The following is a 16,212-nucleotide window of genomic DNA, read 5'->3' on the forward strand; positions in this document are numbered from 1 at the left end:
AAAATTCAGCCAAAATAGTTATTTTTGCGATCTGGCATAAAAAAGAGTCGAGATTTCCCGAAAGCAGGAAATCTCGACTCTTTGAGCGCTGTTTTTTTACAACGCCAATCTTCTACATGGAAGACATCTTCCACCAATAAATTAGAGTATTTAGAAATCCGTAGCATAAACTCGGCAGAAGGGGTGCTGTCACCACGTTCTATCCTGCCGACAGTTTTGGTGCTGAATCCGATAGCAGCGGCAAGGTCATCTTGGAAAATGCCACGCTGTTCTCGGATTTCTCGGATATTATTGGTAACCGCCATAAAAATCCCTTCTTTCAGTTCTATAGAATTTTCTTATTGTCAATTATGCAAAATGATGTGTCCGATAAAAAGGACTTGCAATTTTATCGGTAATGTCCTGTAATAGCAGAAGCATCAAATTTTCCAAGAACTTTTCCAAATATGTCTAAGCGGTCATTTTCACTAACCTTGATAGGTGCATACTTTTCATTAAGCGAGATAAGGAAGATTGACCGCTCCGTTTTTTTGTTAAGATAGTTTGTCAGAATTATTTGATATAGTATACCCAATTGTCTTTTCTCTCGTGACCCTCGGGATATTCACCCTCAGTGTAGCCGAGTGCGCAGTGACCGATGCCCTCGTATTCGCCCTCGATGCCAAGGCTGCGGAGGATCTCCTTGCCTTCTTCGGACTCAAATTCTTCCTTTGCACGATGTATCCAGCAGCTTCCAACGCCCTCGTTGTGAGCGGCAAGCATAAGATTGCCCATAACAAGACTTCCGTCATAAATGTAAGTCGGGCAGGATTTGTCAGCTAGTACGATAAGAATAACAGGCGCACCATAGAACGGGTCGAAGCCCTCAGCCCAGCCGCCTATCTTTCTGTTCATCTCAGAAATTTTGTCACGCATTTCCTTGTTGGTGACAGCAATGATAATAGGTGACTGCAAGTTTCTCCCTGTGGCGGAATAAGTTCCTGCTATTATGATGCGGTCGAGAACGTCCTGCGGTATCATGTCAGGCTTGTATTTTCGTACACTTCTTCTGGTTTTCATAAGTTCGAGCAGATCTTTCATAAAACAGCCTCCTTTGTAGGTTTGATAGTTGATTGCTTATAATTTGATTTTAGCATAGTTTGTGGAGAATGTCAACGGCTGTTTAAGTGAGGAACGAAGTTAAGTGAGGAGCGGTTTAAGTGAGGAGTGAGGAGTGAGGAATGACATAGCCGCACAGAGTGGGGCTGAATGAGGAATGAGGAATGAGGAATGACAGCGCCGAACAGAGTGGGGTAGCCAACACCGAGCGAAGCGAGCAAAAGGTCCAGGGGCACGCCCCTGGTCAGGGTCAAGGGGTGAAACCCATTGCAGGGTCTAGGGACAGAGTCCCTAGCGGAGTTTGAGGCAGAGCCTCATTCGGCGCAAGCCGATTAAGCGGTGCAGAGGTGAAAAGAAGAAATACAAACTAAATCTTCAAACGCCTTTATCAGCTCGTCCGAAACGTGGTGCAGAGGTGAAAAGAAGAAATACAAACTAAATCACTAAACAAATAAGTATCGAAGAATAAGACCTGCACCGCTTTTGTTGTTTCCTGCACAACGTAAAATCCGCAAAGAGCGAAGCGATTTTGCGGCACGGCAAAGTAGCGTCCCCTACATGGTTTGTGAAAACATAAATAATGTGTGGATATCGCAGGAATGTATGGGCAAACAAGAAGCAGGCGAACAGCGTTCGCCTCTACAAAAAATTTATCGCCGACAGGCGATACCATAATTCCTCATTCCTCATTCCTCACTCCTCATTCTACAAACGCCGCTTTCTTCATAAAAAATCTCTTGCAATTTAAACGATACTGTGTTATACTAACAAGGTATGTTTAAAAATGCAATGAAATATGGAGGAATAATTTTGGGTAAGCTTGAAGATGAGATCAAACGCCGCCGTACTTTTGCGATAATCTCCCACCCTGACGCAGGTAAAACAACTCTTACGGAAAAATTTCTGCTCTATGGTGGTGCGATAGCACAGGCAGGTGCTGTAAAAGGTAAAAAGAACTCCCGCCATGCTGTTTCAGACTGGATGGAAATAGAAAAACAAAGAGGTATCTCTGTTACTTCTTCTGTTATGCAGTTTCAGTATAAAAATTATTGTATAAATATCCTGGATACTCCCGGACATCAGGACTTCTCTGAGGATACCTACCGTACTCTTATGGCTGCAGACTCAGCCGTAATGGTAATAGACGCTTCAAAGGGTGTGGAAAATCAGACCAGAAAGCTTTTCAAGGTCTGCGTTATGCGCCATATCCCTATATTTACTTTCATAAATAAAATGGATCGTGAGTCCAGAAATCCTTTCGATCTTATGGAGCAGATAGAGTCTGAGCTTGGTATCCAGACCTATCCTGTGAACTGGCCTATCGGCTCAGGCAAAGAGTTTAAGGGCGTTTATGACAGAGATAAAAAGCATATAATCTCTTTTGAGGCAAGCGGTGGACAGCATCAGGTGGCAGCTACAGAAGTCGACCTCTCCGACCCGTCACTTGACAGCCTTATCGGAGAGGATCTCCACTCAACTCTCTGCGATGATATCGAGCTTCTCGATGGCGCAAGCTATGAGTTCGATATCGAAAAGGTGAGAAAGGGTGAGCTTTCGCCTGTGTTCTTTGGCTCTGCTCTTACAAACTTCGGCGTTGAGCCGTTTTTGGAAAACTTCCTGGAAATGACAACTTCTCCTACTCCGAGAAATTCCTCTGCCGGTATCATAGATCCGTTCGACCCTGAGTTCTCGGCTTTCGTATTCAAGATACAAGCTAATATGAACAAGGCTCACCGTGACCGTATCACTTTCCTGCGTATCTGCTCAGGCAAGTTCGATAAGGATATGGAAGTTCTCCACGTTCAGGGCAATAAAAAGCTCAGACTTTCTCAGCCTCAGCAGATAATGGCTCAGGAAAGAGAGATAATCGACGAAGCCTATGCAGGAGATATAATCGGTGTGTTTGACCCGGGTATCTTCGCTATCGGTGATACGATCTGCTCGCCAAAGAAAAAGTTCGAGTTCGAGTCTATCCCGACCTTTGCACCTGAGCATTTTATGAGAGTCCGTCAGAAGGATACCCTCAAGAGAAAGCAGTTCGTAAAGGGTACAACACAGATCGCACAAGAGGGTGCGATACAGATATTCCATGAGCCTGACAGCGGTATGGAAGAAGTTATTGTGGGCGTTGTGGGCGTTCTTCAGCTTGAAGTTTTTGAATACAGAATGAAAAATGAGTACAACGTTGACCTCTTCAAAGAGGGTCTGCCTTATTCTTATATCCGCTGGATAGATAACAAGGATATCGACCCTAAGACATTGAAGCTTTCAAGTGACACAAAGCTTGTCAAGGACTTCCGTGACAACTATCTGCTTCTTTTCACAAGCGAGTGGAATATCCGCTGGGCGCTTGAAAGAAACGAGGGTCTTGAGCTTTCAGAATTTAACAGAGGTGACCTGCAATAATACAACATTGCTAAATACCCTTTTCTAAAAAGTGATAAACTGACCAAAGTGTGTGCTTTGGTCAGTTTTTTTCTTGACTTTTTATTTGATATATGTTATATATTAAGTAGATATATGTATGAAATATTAAGTAGGTATATGTATGAAATATTAAGTAGGTATATGTATGAAAACTATTTTTGTGGGGTGATATGTATGATAAAAAAGATAAGTGCGGCGGCAATTGCAGTCATTATGTCAGCGAGCATGATGTTCACTACAGCTTCGGCAGACGCTTCCTATGTTCTTGATAAGGACGCAGGAGAAGACTTCGTCAATTTCATAGACGGCAAGCTGCCTGATATTTTAAAGAGTATGGACAGTGTTGCAGACGGCGATAAAACCTACTTCGACTATGGCTCATGGTTCATGGATCTGGATTATGACGGTGTGCCTGAGTTTATAATAGGCGGCGAAATGGCTGACGGCGACAGACATTATTCTATTCTTACCAAGGACGGCAAGGAGATAAAGATAGACGACACTGTCGCAAACGGACAGTATTTTCCGGGATTTATGGGCTTTGATTATATGCCTTACAGAGATCTTTATACAGGGGAGGTATCATATTTTTCAAGTAACGATAAGATAAAAACTATGACCTTTGACCCTGAAAAAGGCGTTACTGAAAAGGAGCTTTGCTCGGAAGAATACGATTTGGAAACTGACAGCACTGTTTACAAAACAGACGGCAAAGAGGTCAGCGAGAGCGAGTATTATAACTATAAGTCCACCCTCAGCAGATTTATCCCTCTTGAAGTGGAAAATACAGAGCTGACATCAGATGAAACTGCAAAGGCTGACGCTGATAAGCTTCTGGAAATGTATAACGAGTATAACTGCGTTGTCATGACGGCGGAGAACAAAAAGGACGATATGACAAGCGTAATAGTCGAGATGCTCGATCTTCTTAAAGAGATAATGGCTGACGCTCCTTATGAAATTGCTAGTGATGTTGATTGGAACTATAACAGTTGGTTTGAGGATTTAAACTTTGACGGCGTTCCTGACTTTGTTATCGGCGGTATTGCAGACCTCTTAGATGAAGGTACTGCTTTAAGGCTTTATGACGTTATCGGTATGGGCAATGCAGGCTTTTTGGCGGATACCAATGTGTCGAACGACCATGGCGACGGTGAGAACGGCTTCGGATTCAAGCCTTATGTAAACAAGCAGACTGGCGAAAAAACATACCTCTCAGAGGATAGATATGCAGAGGACGGCAAGGAGCATTACGCAGTGAGAAAGCTTTTTAGCTGTCTTGGTGAATGTCTCACCGCTGATATCTGCACCGCAGAATATGACAGCAAAAAAGGCGTGACTTCATACACCATTGAGGGAAAGGAAGCCACATCAGAGGAGTTTCAGGCGTATCTTGCAAAGCTTAACAGCGACTATGATGAGCTTTCTGTAACAATAAGCACCATGGGCGAAAACAAAGTCCCTAATAATGAAGGCACCCTTGCAGAGTCATATGACGATTATAAGCTTGGGGACGTTGTGGGCGGAGCAAGCTTTACATATGAAGAAAAGAAGAACACTTCAAATGATATCTCTAACCCTGACAAAACAGCAGGCTCTCAGGCTTCAAAGAATTATAATACCGATTCGTCAACAAATCCGTCAACAGGTGCGGCGGCAGGCGTTACAGCCGCAATAATAGCCGCTGGAGCAGGTTTGGCGATATGTGCAAAGCGTAAAAAGAAATAGTCTTTTCAGCCTAATATATGCAGAGGTGAACAGCGTTCACCCGTATATTGGCATATTATATGCGTGCTGAATATTTTATCACCGTACCCTCTCGTGGTGCGGTGATTTTTTTTGCATAAGCCGTCCTTTGTCCGCATAACTTGTACAAAGGACAAAAACTAGGAGGGCGGATATATGTTCAGAAGATTGCAGAATATTTTGTGCTGTGTGGTGATAGCAGGCTTTGCGGCAGTGTGCTGGTATGGCAAAAACAACGGCGAAGCTGTCATGACAGGAGGGACGGTGAAAACGACCATGGATAAGCCTGTGGTGGTCATCGACCCAGGTCACGGTGGTATGGACGGAGGCTGTGTATCCGTTGACGGCACGCCTGAAAAGGGGATAAACCTTGCGGTGGCGGAAAGCCTCCGTGACGGTCTGAAGCTTCTCGGCTATGATGTCGTTTGCACCCGTGAAAGCGATATCTCTATTTATGACAAAGGCACAGAGGGGCTTGGGGAGCAGAAAAAGTCCGATATGAAAAACCGCCTTGCCATATTCTCGAAATATTCCGAGGGCATATCAGTTTCCATACACCAAAATCAGTTTACCGACAGCCGCTACAGCGGTGCGCAGATGTTTTATTCTAAAGACAATGCCGAGGGTGAAAAGCTTGCGGGAGTGATGCAAAAGCAGTTTGTTTCCCTTTTACAGCCTGACAATACCAGAGAAACTAAACCGGTAGGCGACGAGCTTTATCTACTTAATAATACCAAAAATCCTGCGGTTATGATAGAGTGCGGTTTTCTTTCAAACCCTGAGGAGGCTCAGAAATTGGAGAATGAGGACTATCAGCGTCAGGTGGCGTTTACAGTGCTGACAGGTATCAGCGAATACAGGCTAATGCAGAAATAGTCCATTGGTGCGGCGGCAGTGAGAAAACACTGTCCGTCGTTTTTTGTTTGTAAAACGTTACATAAATTGCTTGACTTTTAAAAGGGGATATTGTATAATATAATAGTGTATTTATAGCATAGTATATTTTTTAACTTTTTCCTGCCATAAATTCTGGCAGGAGAATAAATAAAGGTGGATTGAAACATGGGATTATTTGATAAAATATTCGGCAACTATTCTAAAAAAGAGCTTGCCAAGATCGAGCCTATAAAGAATAAGGTACTCGAGCTTGAAAGTAAGTATGCCGATATGTCTGACGAGGAGCTGGGCGGACAGACTGCCATTCTGAGGGGCAGGCTGGACGAGCTTTCAACTCTTGATGACGTTCTTCCTGACGCTCTTGCGGTTTGCCGTGAAGCTGCGTTCAGAGTGCTTGGCAAAAAGCCTTACCCTGTTCAGATAATCGGTGCTATCGTTCTTCATCAGGGACGTATCGCCGAAATGAAAACAGGTGAAGGTAAAACTCTCGTTGCCTGTCTGGCGGCTTATGCTAACTCCCTTACAGGAAAGGGCGTTCACGTTGTAACTGTAAATGACTATCTTGCTAAGTTCCAGTCTGAGGAAATGGGCAAGGTGTTCCACTTCCTGAACACTTCTATCGGCGTTGTGCTTACGGGCATGAACAAGGAGCAGAAGAGGGAAGCTTATAACGCTGATATTACATATGGTACAAATAACGAGTTCGGATTTGATTACCTCCGTGACAACATGGTTATCTATAAGAAAGATAAGGTTCAGAGAGAGCACGCTTTCGCTATCGTGGACGAGGTGGACTCTATCCTCATAGACGAAGCAAGAACTCCGCTTATCATTTCAGGTCAGGGCGACAAGTCAACAAAGCTTTATTCACTTGCCGACAGATTTGCAAAGACCTTGAAGCCTGTTACAGTTGTTGAAATGGACGATAAGGCAGATAACGACCTTCTGGACGGCGATTATATCATCGACGAAAAGGCTAAGACAGCAACTCTTACAAAGAGCGGTGTTAAGAAAGCAGAAAAGGCGTTCAACGTTATAAACCTTATGGACGCTGATAATATGACTCTTGCCCACCACATCAATCAGGCTATCAAGGCAAACGGCGTTATGAAAAAGGATATCGACTACGTTGTTAAGGACGGAGAAGTTCTTATCGTAGACGAGTTCACAGGCCGTATCATGCAGGGCAGACGTTTCAATGACGGTCTGCATCAGGCTATCGAAGCAAAAGAGGGCGTTGAGATAGCAAGAGAGTCAAAGACTATCGCTACTATCACATATCAGAACTACTTCCGTCTGTATGGCAAGCTGTCAGGTATGACAGGTACTGCCATTACTGAGGAGGACGAGTTCAGAGAGATCTATAAGCTCGACGTTATCGAGATACCAACAAACAAGCCTGTTATCAGAATTGACCACCCGGACGTTGTTTTCAAAACAGAAAAGGGCAAATTCAATGCCGTTATCGAGCAGGTGATAGAGTGCCATAAAAAGGGACAGCCTGTTCTTGTTGGTACAGTTTCCGTTGAGAAGTCAGAGTATCTTTCAAGACTGCTGAAAAATAAGGGCATCAAGCATGAAGTGCTTAACGCCAAGCACCATGACCGTGAGGCTATGATAGTTGCACAGGCAGGTAAATACGGTGCTGTTACTATCGCTACCAACATGGCAGGACGTGGTACTGATATCATGCTCGGCGGTAATGCTGAGTATAAATCCCTTGCAGACCTCCAGAAAATGGGCTATTCTGAGGAAGTCGCTGTCGAGGCAGCAGGTTTCTCAAATACTCAGGACGAGGAAGTTCTGGCTGCGAGAGCAGAGTATAAGAAGCTCTATGCAAAGTATTCTGACGAGGTAAAGGAGCTTGCAGAAAAGGTTAGAGAAGCAGGCGGACTTTATATCATCGGTACAGAAAGACACGAGTCAAGACGTATCGACAATCAGCTGAGAGGACGTTCAGGTCGTCAGGGCGACCCGGGCGAAAGCACATTCTTCCTTTCCCTTGAAGACGACCTTATGAGAATTTTCGGCGGCGAGAGAATAACAGCCATGATGGACACTCTCAAAGTTGACGAGAATACTCCAATACAGTCAAAAATGCTCACAGGCGTTATCGAGTCCTCACAGAAGAAGATAGAGGGCAGAAACTTCAACATCAGAAAGAACGTCCTTAATTACGACGACGTTATGAACACACAGCGTGAGATAATCTATAAGCAAAGACAGCAGGTGCTTGACGGAGAGGATCTCCATGACAACATTCTCGGCATGATAAAGGAGTTTGTTGAGGATTCTGTAAATATGTATATCACTGACGAGGACGTTCAGGATAATTGGAATTTGCAGGGTCTTAAAGAAAGACTTATGGGTATAATCACCGTTGAGGACGACTTCAATTATACCCCGCAGGAGCTTGACGAGATATCAAAGCAGGATATAATCGACCTCCTTGAAGACAGAGCTTTGAAGATATACGCAAAGCGTGAGGAAGACTTGGGTCAGGAACTTCTCCATGAGATAGAGAGAGTCGTTTTGCTTAAAGTTGTCGATACAAAGTGGATGGCACATATCGACGATATGGACGAGCTGAAAAAGGGTATCGGTCTGCGTTCATACGGTCAGAAGAACCCAGTAGTCGAGTATCGTATGGAAGGTATGGATATGTTCGACGATATGGTAGCTTCTATCCGTGAGGACACTGTAAGAATGTTGTTCACCATTCAGGTAAGGAAGAACAGCGCCGCTCCAAAGAGAGAGGACGTTCTCAAGCCGGGCGAGCATCATAACATGACCGTAAGAAAGGCTAAGAAGCCGGGCAGGAACGATCTTTGCCCATGCGGAAGCGGCAAGAAGTATAAGAACTGCTGCGGTGCCGGAAACGGTGTACAGGCTGACGAAGCCGAGCAGGCAGAGAATAGCTCTGAGGAATAAAAACAATATGCAGGACGGTGAAAACAGCCGTCCTGTTTTGGATATAAGAATAATAGGAGTGTAGTGAAATGTCAACAGCATTTAAAAGCGCAGATATACTTCTGCCTAAGAACGCCGATATGTCAAAATGGGCAGTAGTTGCCTGCGACCAGTATACCTCTGAGCCTGAGTATTGGGCTGACGTGGAAAAGATAACAGAGGGTGCAAAAAGCGCACTTAACCTTATCCTGCCTGAGGTCTATCTGGAGGACGATAACGTTGATGAAAGAATAGCCGACATACATAAGAATATGGACAGCTATATCAGCGAGGGCGTTTTTGAAGAGTATAAGGACGCTATGATATACGTTGAAAGAACACAGTCTGACGGAAAGGTCAGAGCAGGCATCGTTGGCGCTATCGACCTTGAAGAGTATGACTACCGCAAAGGCTCGAAGTCTGCCGTAAGAGCAACAGAAGCCACAGTTGTGGAGAGAATACCGCCTAGAATAAAGGTAAGACGTGGCGCACCTGTTGAGCTGCCGCATATCATGATACTCGTTGACGATACAGAAAAAAGCGTTGTTGAGCCGCTTGAAGCCCACAAGGGAGAAATGAAAAAGCTCTATGACTTTGACCTTATGAAAAAGGGTGGTCATATCGCAGGCTATCTTATTGAAAAGCCTATGCAGGAAAAGATAATAGCCGCACTTGAAAAGCTTGGTGATATCAACGCTTTCAATACAAAGTATGGTCTTAAGGAAACTTCACCTCTCGTTTACGCAATGGGTGACGGCAACCATTCTCTCGCTACTGCAAAGGAATTTTACGAGGAGCAGAAGAGAGAGAACCCTGATAAGGACATGAGCAATGCTCTTTGCAGATATGCCCTTGTGGAGATAGTTAATCTCCATTCGCCTGCACTTGAATTTGAAGCTATCCATAGAATAGTTACAGACGTTGATACAAAGACTCTTATGAGCGAAATGACAGCGGCTCTGGAGCTTTCTGAGGAAAAGTCAGAGCAGGCAATAGTTGTCTGCGACAATGGCGAGGAAAAGACTCTCTATATACATAAGCCGACTTCAAAGCTCACTGTCGGCTCATTGCAGAATTTCCTTGACAGCTATATCAAGGAAAAAGGCGGCAAGGTGGACTATATCCACGGTGCAGAGGTCATAAGAGAGCTTTCCGCAAAGGAAAATTCCATAGGCTTTATGCTCCCTGACATGGGTAAGGAAGAGCTTTTCCCGACTGTTATCGTTGACGGTGCACTGCCGAGAAAAACGTTCTCCATGGGTCATGCCGAGGATAAGAGATTTTATGTTGAGGCAAGGAAAATATTGAAATAGAAATATTAAAGAAATGTTGAAATAGAAAAATCGTAGACAATATATTTTAAAAGGAGTTTTTACGATGATAATTGAAGAAGTCAAAAAGGAACTTACAGGACATATCATTCCCTTCTGGAATAAGCTGAGAGATGATGAGAACGGTGGATTTTACGGCTTTATGAGCTATGACCTCAAGCTGGATAAGCAGGCTGATAAGGGCGTTATCCTCCACGCAAGAATACTTTGGTTCTATTCAAAAGCGTATATCACTCTGGGCGACAAGACACTTCTTGACAACGCACGCCACGCTTACGAGTTTATCAAAAACCACTGTATCGACTATGAGTACGGCGGAGTTTATTGGATGATGAACTATAAGGGCGAGCCTGCCGACACTATGAAGCATACATACAACATCGCATTTGCTATCTATGCATTGTCATGCTACTATAACGCAAGCGGAGATAAGGAAGCTCTGGAGCTTGCCTATAAGCTTTTCCACGACATCGAGAACAACACTCTCGATGAGTACGGCTACAGAGAAGCTTTTGACAGACAGTGGAACCTGGTATCAAATGACGCTCTTTCTGAGAATGGCTTGCATGCTGATAAGACCATGAACGCTATCCTCCACCTTATCGAAGCTTATACCGAGCTTTATAAGGCAGACCACAACGAGGAAGTTGCTAAAAGGCTTAAATTCCAGCTTGGTCAGATGAGAGATATTGTTTATACTCCTGAAACAAACGCACTGAAAGTTTTCTTTGACACAAAGTTCGACCTTGTGGGAGATATTCATTCATTTGGTCATGATATCGAAGCAACATGGCTCATGGATCTTGCCTGCGATACTCTTGGGGACGAGGAGCTTAAAAAGCAGTTTGCCGAAATGGATCTTAAGATCTCTCATAATATCCAGAACATCGCTTTGGATAACGGCGCACTGAACAACGAGCGTGAGAACGATAAGATAGACAAGAAGCGTGTATGGTGGGTAGAGGCAGAGTCTGTTGTTGGCTTCATCAATGCTTATCAGCACAGCGGAGAAAAGAAGTTCCTTGAAAGTGCAAGAAGTGTGTGGGAGTATATCAAGGCTGAGATGATCGACAAGAGAGAAGGCTCAGAGTGGTATTCCGAGGTTTCCTATGACCATAAACCACATGATTGGAAAGAGATAGTAGGTCCATGGAAATGCCCATATCATAACGGCAGAATGTGCATGGAGGTCATCAACAGAGGCGTGGACTTCTGATGTTCAAGTATGAAACACACCTGCATACCGCCGAGGGAAGCGGCTGTGCCTCTGCAAGCGGAGCAGAGCAGGCAAGGCGTTATAAAGCCCTAGGCTATGACGGGATCATCGTCACCGATCACTTTTTTAACGGAAACTGTGCCGTCACCAACTTCGACAGTTGGGAGGACAGAGTGAACAAGTTCTGCAAGGGCTATGAGAACGCCAAAGAAGTGGGTGACAAGATAGGTCTGAAAGTCTTTTTCGGTCTGGAGTATTCCTACTTTGGCGCAGACATTTTGACATATGGTATCGACAAGGACTTCCTCCTTGCTAACGATAACCTTATCGACATAAGCTTCTATCAGTTTGCTGACAGAGTGCATAAAGCAGGGGGCGTGCTAGTCCATGCCCACCCTTTCCGTGAAGCAGATTGGTATATCCATGAAATAAAGCTCCTGCCGAAATGGATAGACGGAGTAGAGGTATACAACAGCGGCAACGGCAAAGAGGTCTATAATCAGCGTGCAAAATGGTATGCCGAGCAGTTCGGCTTTGCACAGACGGGCGGTACGGATAATCACCACCTGTGGGTAGAGGACAGCCGTATCAGCGGCGTTGCAACTGACGAGCCTATCAATTCCATAGAAGATTATATCACCTCGCTTAGAGAGGGCAAGTTGGAGGCCATAGTGCCGCCAAAGCCTGCGGAGGGATAGATAAAAAGATAACAGGCAGTACCAAGATAGGTGCTGCCTGTTTTTGTTTAATTATCTAAATCTGAACTTGTGCTTTCCGTCACAAGTTTGTAGATGTTGTCGCCGTCTTTAAAGGAAGTTTCGCTTATGTAACTTGGACCTGTAGAAAATTCTATACCATTTTCGGTTTTTTGTTCAAGCTGTATAAGTGTTCTGTCCCCGGCTTCATGATAGGTCATGATCCTATATCGCATCGGTTTGCTGTACTGTTCAATGGATTCAGCTTTCAAATTGTCATCAAAAAATGTTGCAAAAGAATCAATATATTTTTCAACATCTCCACAAACATTGTATGTCTCATCATCACCGATGTGAATATAGAATACGTTATTGTCAGTGTTTCCGTCAATGTAATAATCGCCAGCTTGTAAAACCGGCTCAACAAAATCATCTCCGTGGGAACATTCAGCCATGCTGCCCACTATGAGATCTTCTTCCTCTGATGTATCTTTATCAGCAAAAATGTGTCTTATGCCAAAATACCAAAAGCAAAATATAAAAGCGGCAGCAATAACTACCCATATTATTATGCCAACGTGTTTAGCTTTCATAGTTGTACCCCCATATAATTTTCAAATTAAATACCCTATGTTTAAATTATACATTTTGTAATCATGAATGTCAATGTGCAATATGAATAACAAAAAACAAATTTTGTATATATAGTCACATTTCAACAGAACTTTGTGCGTTTATCTAATTTTATTATTCCTATTGACAAATCCACATTAATGAGCTAAAATATAAATGTTATTATTTTATATGGTGAGAAAGGAAAACCAAAATATGAAAATCAAAAGACTACTTGCGGCAGTGCTTTCCCTTGCAATGGGCGTATCAATGATGACAGCCTGTGGCAGTTCGGACAGCTCCTCAAAGGCTGAAAACGATTCTTCAGCTACAGAAAATACTCAGAAGCATACCAATGACCCTATGACAGTGACCACTGCAAAAGACCTTGTGGCTCAGATGAAAGTGGGCTGGAATCTTGGCAATACCATGGACGCCACAGGCGGCTCAGGTCTTGACGCTGAAACCTCATGGGGAAATGTGGAAACCACAAAATTGATGATAGACCAGGTCAAGGACGCAGGCTTCAACGTGTTCAGACTTCCTGTTTCATGGGGTACTCACATGGACGAGAACTATACAGTTGACGAAGCATGGATGAACAGAGTTCAGGAAATTGTCGATTACGGTATCGACAACGGAATGTTCGTTATCCTCAACACCCACCACGAAGAGTGGTATATGCCTAAGAAAGACCGTGCCGATAAGGATATAGAGCAGCTCAAAGCCCTTTGGAAACAGATATGCGACAGATTTCAGGGCTATGACGAGCACCTGATCTTCGAGGGCGTGAACGAGCCTAGACTTAGAGGCGAGGGCAACGAGTGGATAGGCGACGCTGAGTCAAGAGAAGTCGTAAATCAGTATGCAAAGGCATTCGTTGAAACTGTCCGTGCTTCCGGTGGAAACAACCCTAACAGATGTATAATGGTAACGCCATATGCTGCTTCATCATCAAAACAAAACATGGAAGCTTTGGAAGTTCCACAGGGCGACGATAAGATAATAGTTTCTATCCATGCTTATCTACCATATTCATTTGCACTTGATACCGCAGGCACAGACCAGTATACAAGCATTGACTCCTCTATCACAACACTCTTTACCGATATCGATGAAGTGTTCCTCAGCAAGGGAATACCTGTAATAATCGGTGAGTTCGGCTCTGTAAACAAGGATAATACAGAAGCAAGAGTTCAGTGTGTAAAGGATTATCTCAGCACCGCAAAGCAGTATGGCGTACCATGCTGCTGGTGGGATAACGGAACAAGAATAGGAAACGGCGAGAACTTCGGACTTCTCAACAGATCCGAGGGCGGCTGGTATTTCCCTGAAATAATTGACGCAATCATGGAAACAGTAAATAGCTAAAAAAATCAAGGACGGAAGCGATTCCGTCCTTTTTTTGTGCGCAAATTATGTGCAATTTTTGTGGGGCGAATTGATATCTTGCGAGCGGTGGGCAATCTTGCGGTAAACGGGCGAACGCTGTTCGCCCCTACAAAAATTTATATTATTATCGTTTTTTATCAATACATTTATGTAGGGGAGCGGTGCAATTTTTTTGTGTAGGGGACGGCGCCCCCGACGTCCCGCCACTCTCGTTCGTTTCAATCACAAACTGTTTTGTTCATTAAACGCCACAAAAAAAGGACGACCCCAAGTCGTCCTTTTTCATATCTATTCCCCTGAAAGGGTCTTTTTCATTGCAATGTGCGGACAATATTCGTCCTTGTAAACATCACCATATGCCCTGTAGCCAAGCTTCTCGTAAAATTGCTGTACTCTCGTTTGCGCCGATAAGCCGACTTCCTTGTAGCCCACTTTTTCAGCCTGCTTTTCAAGGGCTTCCACTATCATTCTGCCAAGATCTCTGCCACGATATGCCTTTCTCACGCAGATACGTCCAATGTGTGCTTCACCATTTTCGTCAAACAGCCTGCCTGTTGCAATGGGATATCCTCCTGTGTAGATAACAGCATGATAAGCCTCATGGTCAATATCGTCAAATTCGTTCACAAAGCCCTGCTCCTCAACGAATACCTGCTGTCTTATGAGTCTGGCGTCTGCGTTGTTTGCAATCCCTTTTGCGATCTTTACGATGTAGCCGTCCATTCTGTCAGCCCCCAAGACGTATCATTTCGTCGATACATTTTCTTGCAGAGGTCATCTCCTCGTCTGTCATTTTTATCTCAAAACCGCCGCCGTTGCCGATACCCTGACAAGTCTTGTAAACGTCCATAAGAGTGGTGAGCTTCATGTTAGGACAAAGTATCTTCTTTGAGAGTATGTAAAACTCCTTCTCAGGGAATCTGTACTGCAAATGCTCAGCAATGGAAATCTCGGTGCCTATGATGAACTCCTTTGCGTCAGACTCAGCCGCAAAATTCATTATGCCTGAAGTCGAACCAACATAGTCCGCCATTTCGCTTACAGCAGGGATACACTCAGGGTGACAAAGCACCAGTGCATCAGGGTGAGCCTCCTTAGCCGCTATCATGTCAGCCTTTGTTACCGACGCATGAACAGGACATCCGCCCTGCAAAAGCATTATATCCTTTTCAGGACAGGCTTTTTTTACGAATGCACCAAGATTGCAGTCAGGAATGAACAGTATCTTGTCAGCGTCCATGTTCTTTACTATCTTCACCGCAGACGAGGAAGTAACGCAAACGTCGCAAACCCTCTTGAGTGCGGCTGTGGTGTTTATGTAGCATACTACCTTTCTGTCAGGCTCCTGCGCCTTTATCATTTCTATCATCTCAGGTTCCATTTGCTCTGCCATTGGACAGCCTGCCGATGGATTTGCAAGATATACGTTCTTGTCAGGGTTGAGCATTTTTGCCGCCTCAGCCATAAAATGCACTCCGCACATAAGTATGTTTTTGTTTGAGACCTTCTGCGCCTCAACGCTTAGCTTGTATGAATCACCCGTAATATCTGCTATCTCTACTATCTCCTTAGCCTGATAGCTGTGCGCAAGTATACAAATATCGTTTTCTTTCTTTAACTGAAGAATTTTTTCCTGTACGTCCTTAATCATATCCAGATCATGCCTTTCGACCTTTGAAAAGCATATCCTCCTTTCGGTGTTTCGGCGTTTGCCGAAAGATTTATACCATATTATTATAGTATGATATAGGCATTTTGTCAAGGGCATTTGTACCAGAACAAGCCATGCACTGTAGTGCTACAATAGATATTGGACAAAATTAAGAAAAAAGAAAAGAGAGATAGACAA

13 protein-coding genes and 1 pseudogene are annotated in these 16,212 nt (G+C 44.1%); 8 read left to right on the forward strand and 6 right to left on the reverse strand.

Going from position 1 to position 16,212, the window contains the following annotated elements:
- Positions 1-107: 107 nt before the first annotated feature.
- From DW938_RS13350 to DW938_RS13360, 3 genes and pseudogenes are all read right to left on the reverse strand, one after another.
- A pseudogene (locus DW938_RS13350) lies at positions 108-305 on the reverse strand (helix-turn-helix transcriptional regulator); the annotation flags it as partial.
- Between the two features lie 83 nt (positions 306-388).
- A complete protein-coding gene (locus tag DW938_RS15200; protein ID WP_242992558.1) occupies positions 389-574 on the reverse strand; it encodes a S24 family peptidase in 186 nt (61 codons plus the stop codon).
- Positions 553-1,080 carry a nitroreductase gene (locus DW938_RS13360; protein WP_117863428.1) on the reverse strand — a complete coding sequence of 176 codons (528 nt, stop codon included), beginning with the start codon at positions 1,078-1,080 and terminating at the stop codon, positions 553-555. The genes DW938_RS15200 and DW938_RS13360 overlap by 22 nt, the downstream gene beginning before the upstream one ends.
- Before the next feature lie 828 nt (positions 1,081-1,908).
- On the opposite strand from DW938_RS13360, the gene DW938_RS13365 reads away from it, so the two are divergent.
- The 7 genes from DW938_RS13365 to DW938_RS13395 all read left to right on the forward strand — a co-directional run bounded on the left by DW938_RS13365 (position 1,909) and on the right by DW938_RS13395 (position 12,362).
- Positions 1,909-3,504, forward strand: coding sequence for a peptide chain release factor 3 (locus DW938_RS13365; RefSeq protein WP_118125386.1), 1,596 nt, complete (start codon positions 1,909-1,911; stop codon positions 3,502-3,504).
- Between the two features lie 195 nt (positions 3,505-3,699).
- Entirely contained in the window at positions 3,700-5,253 is a 1,554-nt protein-coding gene (locus DW938_RS14690; RefSeq protein ID WP_147342399.1) for an NPXTG-anchored protein, read from the forward strand.
- A 174-nt stretch (positions 5,254-5,427) separates the two neighbouring features.
- Complete coding sequence (locus DW938_RS13375; RefSeq protein ID WP_118125388.1) at positions 5,428-6,147, forward strand: N-acetylmuramoyl-L-alanine amidase; 720 nt, start codon at positions 5,428-5,430, stop codon at positions 6,145-6,147.
- Between the two features lie 186 nt (positions 6,148-6,333).
- Positions 6,334-9,099, forward strand: a complete 2,766-nt coding sequence (secA, locus tag DW938_RS13380) for a preprotein translocase subunit SecA (protein WP_118125389.1) — start codon at positions 6,334-6,336, stop codon at positions 9,097-9,099.
- Between the two features lie 68 nt (positions 9,100-9,167).
- On the forward strand, positions 9,168-10,430 hold the full coding sequence (locus tag DW938_RS13385) for a DUF1015 domain-containing protein (protein ID WP_117877353.1): 1,263 nt from the start codon (positions 9,168-9,170) through the stop codon (positions 10,428-10,430).
- Between the two features lie 64 nt (positions 10,431-10,494).
- Positions 10,495-11,664 carry an AGE family epimerase/isomerase gene (locus tag DW938_RS13390; protein WP_117877351.1) on the forward strand — a complete coding sequence of 390 codons (1,170 nt, stop codon included), beginning with the start codon at positions 10,495-10,497 and terminating at the stop codon, positions 11,662-11,664.
- Positions 11,664-12,362 (forward strand): PHP domain-containing protein, encoded by a 699-nt coding sequence (locus DW938_RS13395; RefSeq protein WP_118125391.1) that lies wholly within the window; start codon positions 11,664-11,666, stop codon positions 12,360-12,362. Before DW938_RS13390 ends, DW938_RS13395 begins: the two co-directional genes overlap by 1 nt.
- A 47-nt stretch (positions 12,363-12,409) precedes the next feature.
- Here the strand turns inward: DW938_RS13395 and DW938_RS13400 are convergent, their stop codons facing one another.
- Positions 12,410-12,952 (reverse strand): hypothetical protein, encoded by a 543-nt coding sequence (locus tag DW938_RS13400; RefSeq protein ID WP_117877347.1) that lies wholly within the window; start codon positions 12,950-12,952, stop codon positions 12,410-12,412.
- Positions 12,953-13,187: 235 nt separating this feature from the next.
- Here DW938_RS13400 and DW938_RS13405 point away from each other — a divergent pair, with 235 nt between their 5' ends.
- Positions 13,188-14,342, forward strand: a complete 1,155-nt coding sequence (locus tag DW938_RS13405; RefSeq protein ID WP_118125393.1) for a glycoside hydrolase family 5 protein — start codon at positions 13,188-13,190, stop codon at positions 14,340-14,342.
- Between the two features lie 309 nt (positions 14,343-14,651).
- Here DW938_RS13405 and DW938_RS13410 read toward each other — a convergent pair whose 3' ends face one another.
- Together DW938_RS13410 and nadA are read right to left on the reverse strand one after the other, a co-directional pair.
- Entirely contained in the window at positions 14,652-15,086 is a 435-nt protein-coding gene (locus tag DW938_RS13410) for a GNAT family N-acetyltransferase (protein ID WP_118125395.1), read from the reverse strand.
- A gap of 4 nt (positions 15,087-15,090) precedes the next feature.
- The gene (gene nadA / locus DW938_RS13415; RefSeq protein WP_118125397.1) at positions 15,091-16,014 is read right to left on the reverse strand and encodes a quinolinate synthase NadA; all 924 of its coding nucleotides are present in this window, start codon (positions 16,012-16,014) and stop codon (positions 15,091-15,093) included.
- Between the last annotated feature and the right edge of the window lie 198 nt (positions 16,015-16,212).

Source organism: Ruminococcus sp. AM43-6 (genome assembly GCF_003461785.1).
In the GTDB taxonomy this organism is placed as follows: Bacteria; Bacillota; Clostridia; order Oscillospirales; family Ruminococcaceae; genus Hominimerdicola; species Hominimerdicola aceti.

What these genes read in the sequence shown, in the direction of transcription:
- DW938_RS13360 (WP_117863428.1), bottom strand. Translation starts at nt 1,080, where the DNA reads ATGAAAGATCTGCTCGAACTTATGAAAACCAGAAGAAGTGTACGAAAA.
- DW938_RS14690 (WP_147342399.1), top strand. Translation starts at nt 3,700, where the DNA reads ATGATAAAAAAGATAAGTGCGGCGGCAATTGCAGTCATTATGTCAGCG.
- DW938_RS13375 (WP_118125388.1), top strand. Translation starts at nt 5,428, where the DNA reads ATGTTCAGAAGATTGCAGAATATTTTGTGCTGTGTGGTGATAGCAGGC.
- secA (WP_118125389.1), top strand. Translation starts at nt 6,334, where the DNA reads ATGGGATTATTTGATAAAATATTCGGCAACTATTCTAAAAAAGAGCTT.
- DW938_RS13385 (WP_117877353.1), top strand. Translation starts at nt 9,168, where the DNA reads ATGTCAACAGCATTTAAAAGCGCAGATATACTTCTGCCTAAGAACGCC.
- DW938_RS13390 (WP_117877351.1), top strand. Translation starts at nt 10,495, where the DNA reads ATGATAATTGAAGAAGTCAAAAAGGAACTTACAGGACATATCATTCCC.
- DW938_RS13395 (WP_118125391.1), top strand. Translation starts at nt 11,664, where the DNA reads ATGTTCAAGTATGAAACACACCTGCATACCGCCGAGGGAAGCGGCTGT.
- DW938_RS13400 (WP_117877347.1), bottom strand. Translation starts at nt 12,952, where the DNA reads ATGAAAGCTAAACACGTTGGCATAATAATATGGGTAGTTATTGCTGCC.
- DW938_RS13405 (WP_118125393.1), top strand. Translation starts at nt 13,188, where the DNA reads ATGAAAATCAAAAGACTACTTGCGGCAGTGCTTTCCCTTGCAATGGGC.
- DW938_RS13410 (WP_118125395.1), bottom strand. Translation starts at nt 15,086, where the DNA reads ATGGACGGCTACATCGTAAAGATCGCAAAAGGGATTGCAAACAACGCA.
- nadA (WP_118125397.1), bottom strand. Translation starts at nt 16,014, where the DNA reads ATGATTAAGGACGTACAGGAAAAAATTCTTCAGTTAAAGAAAGAAAAC.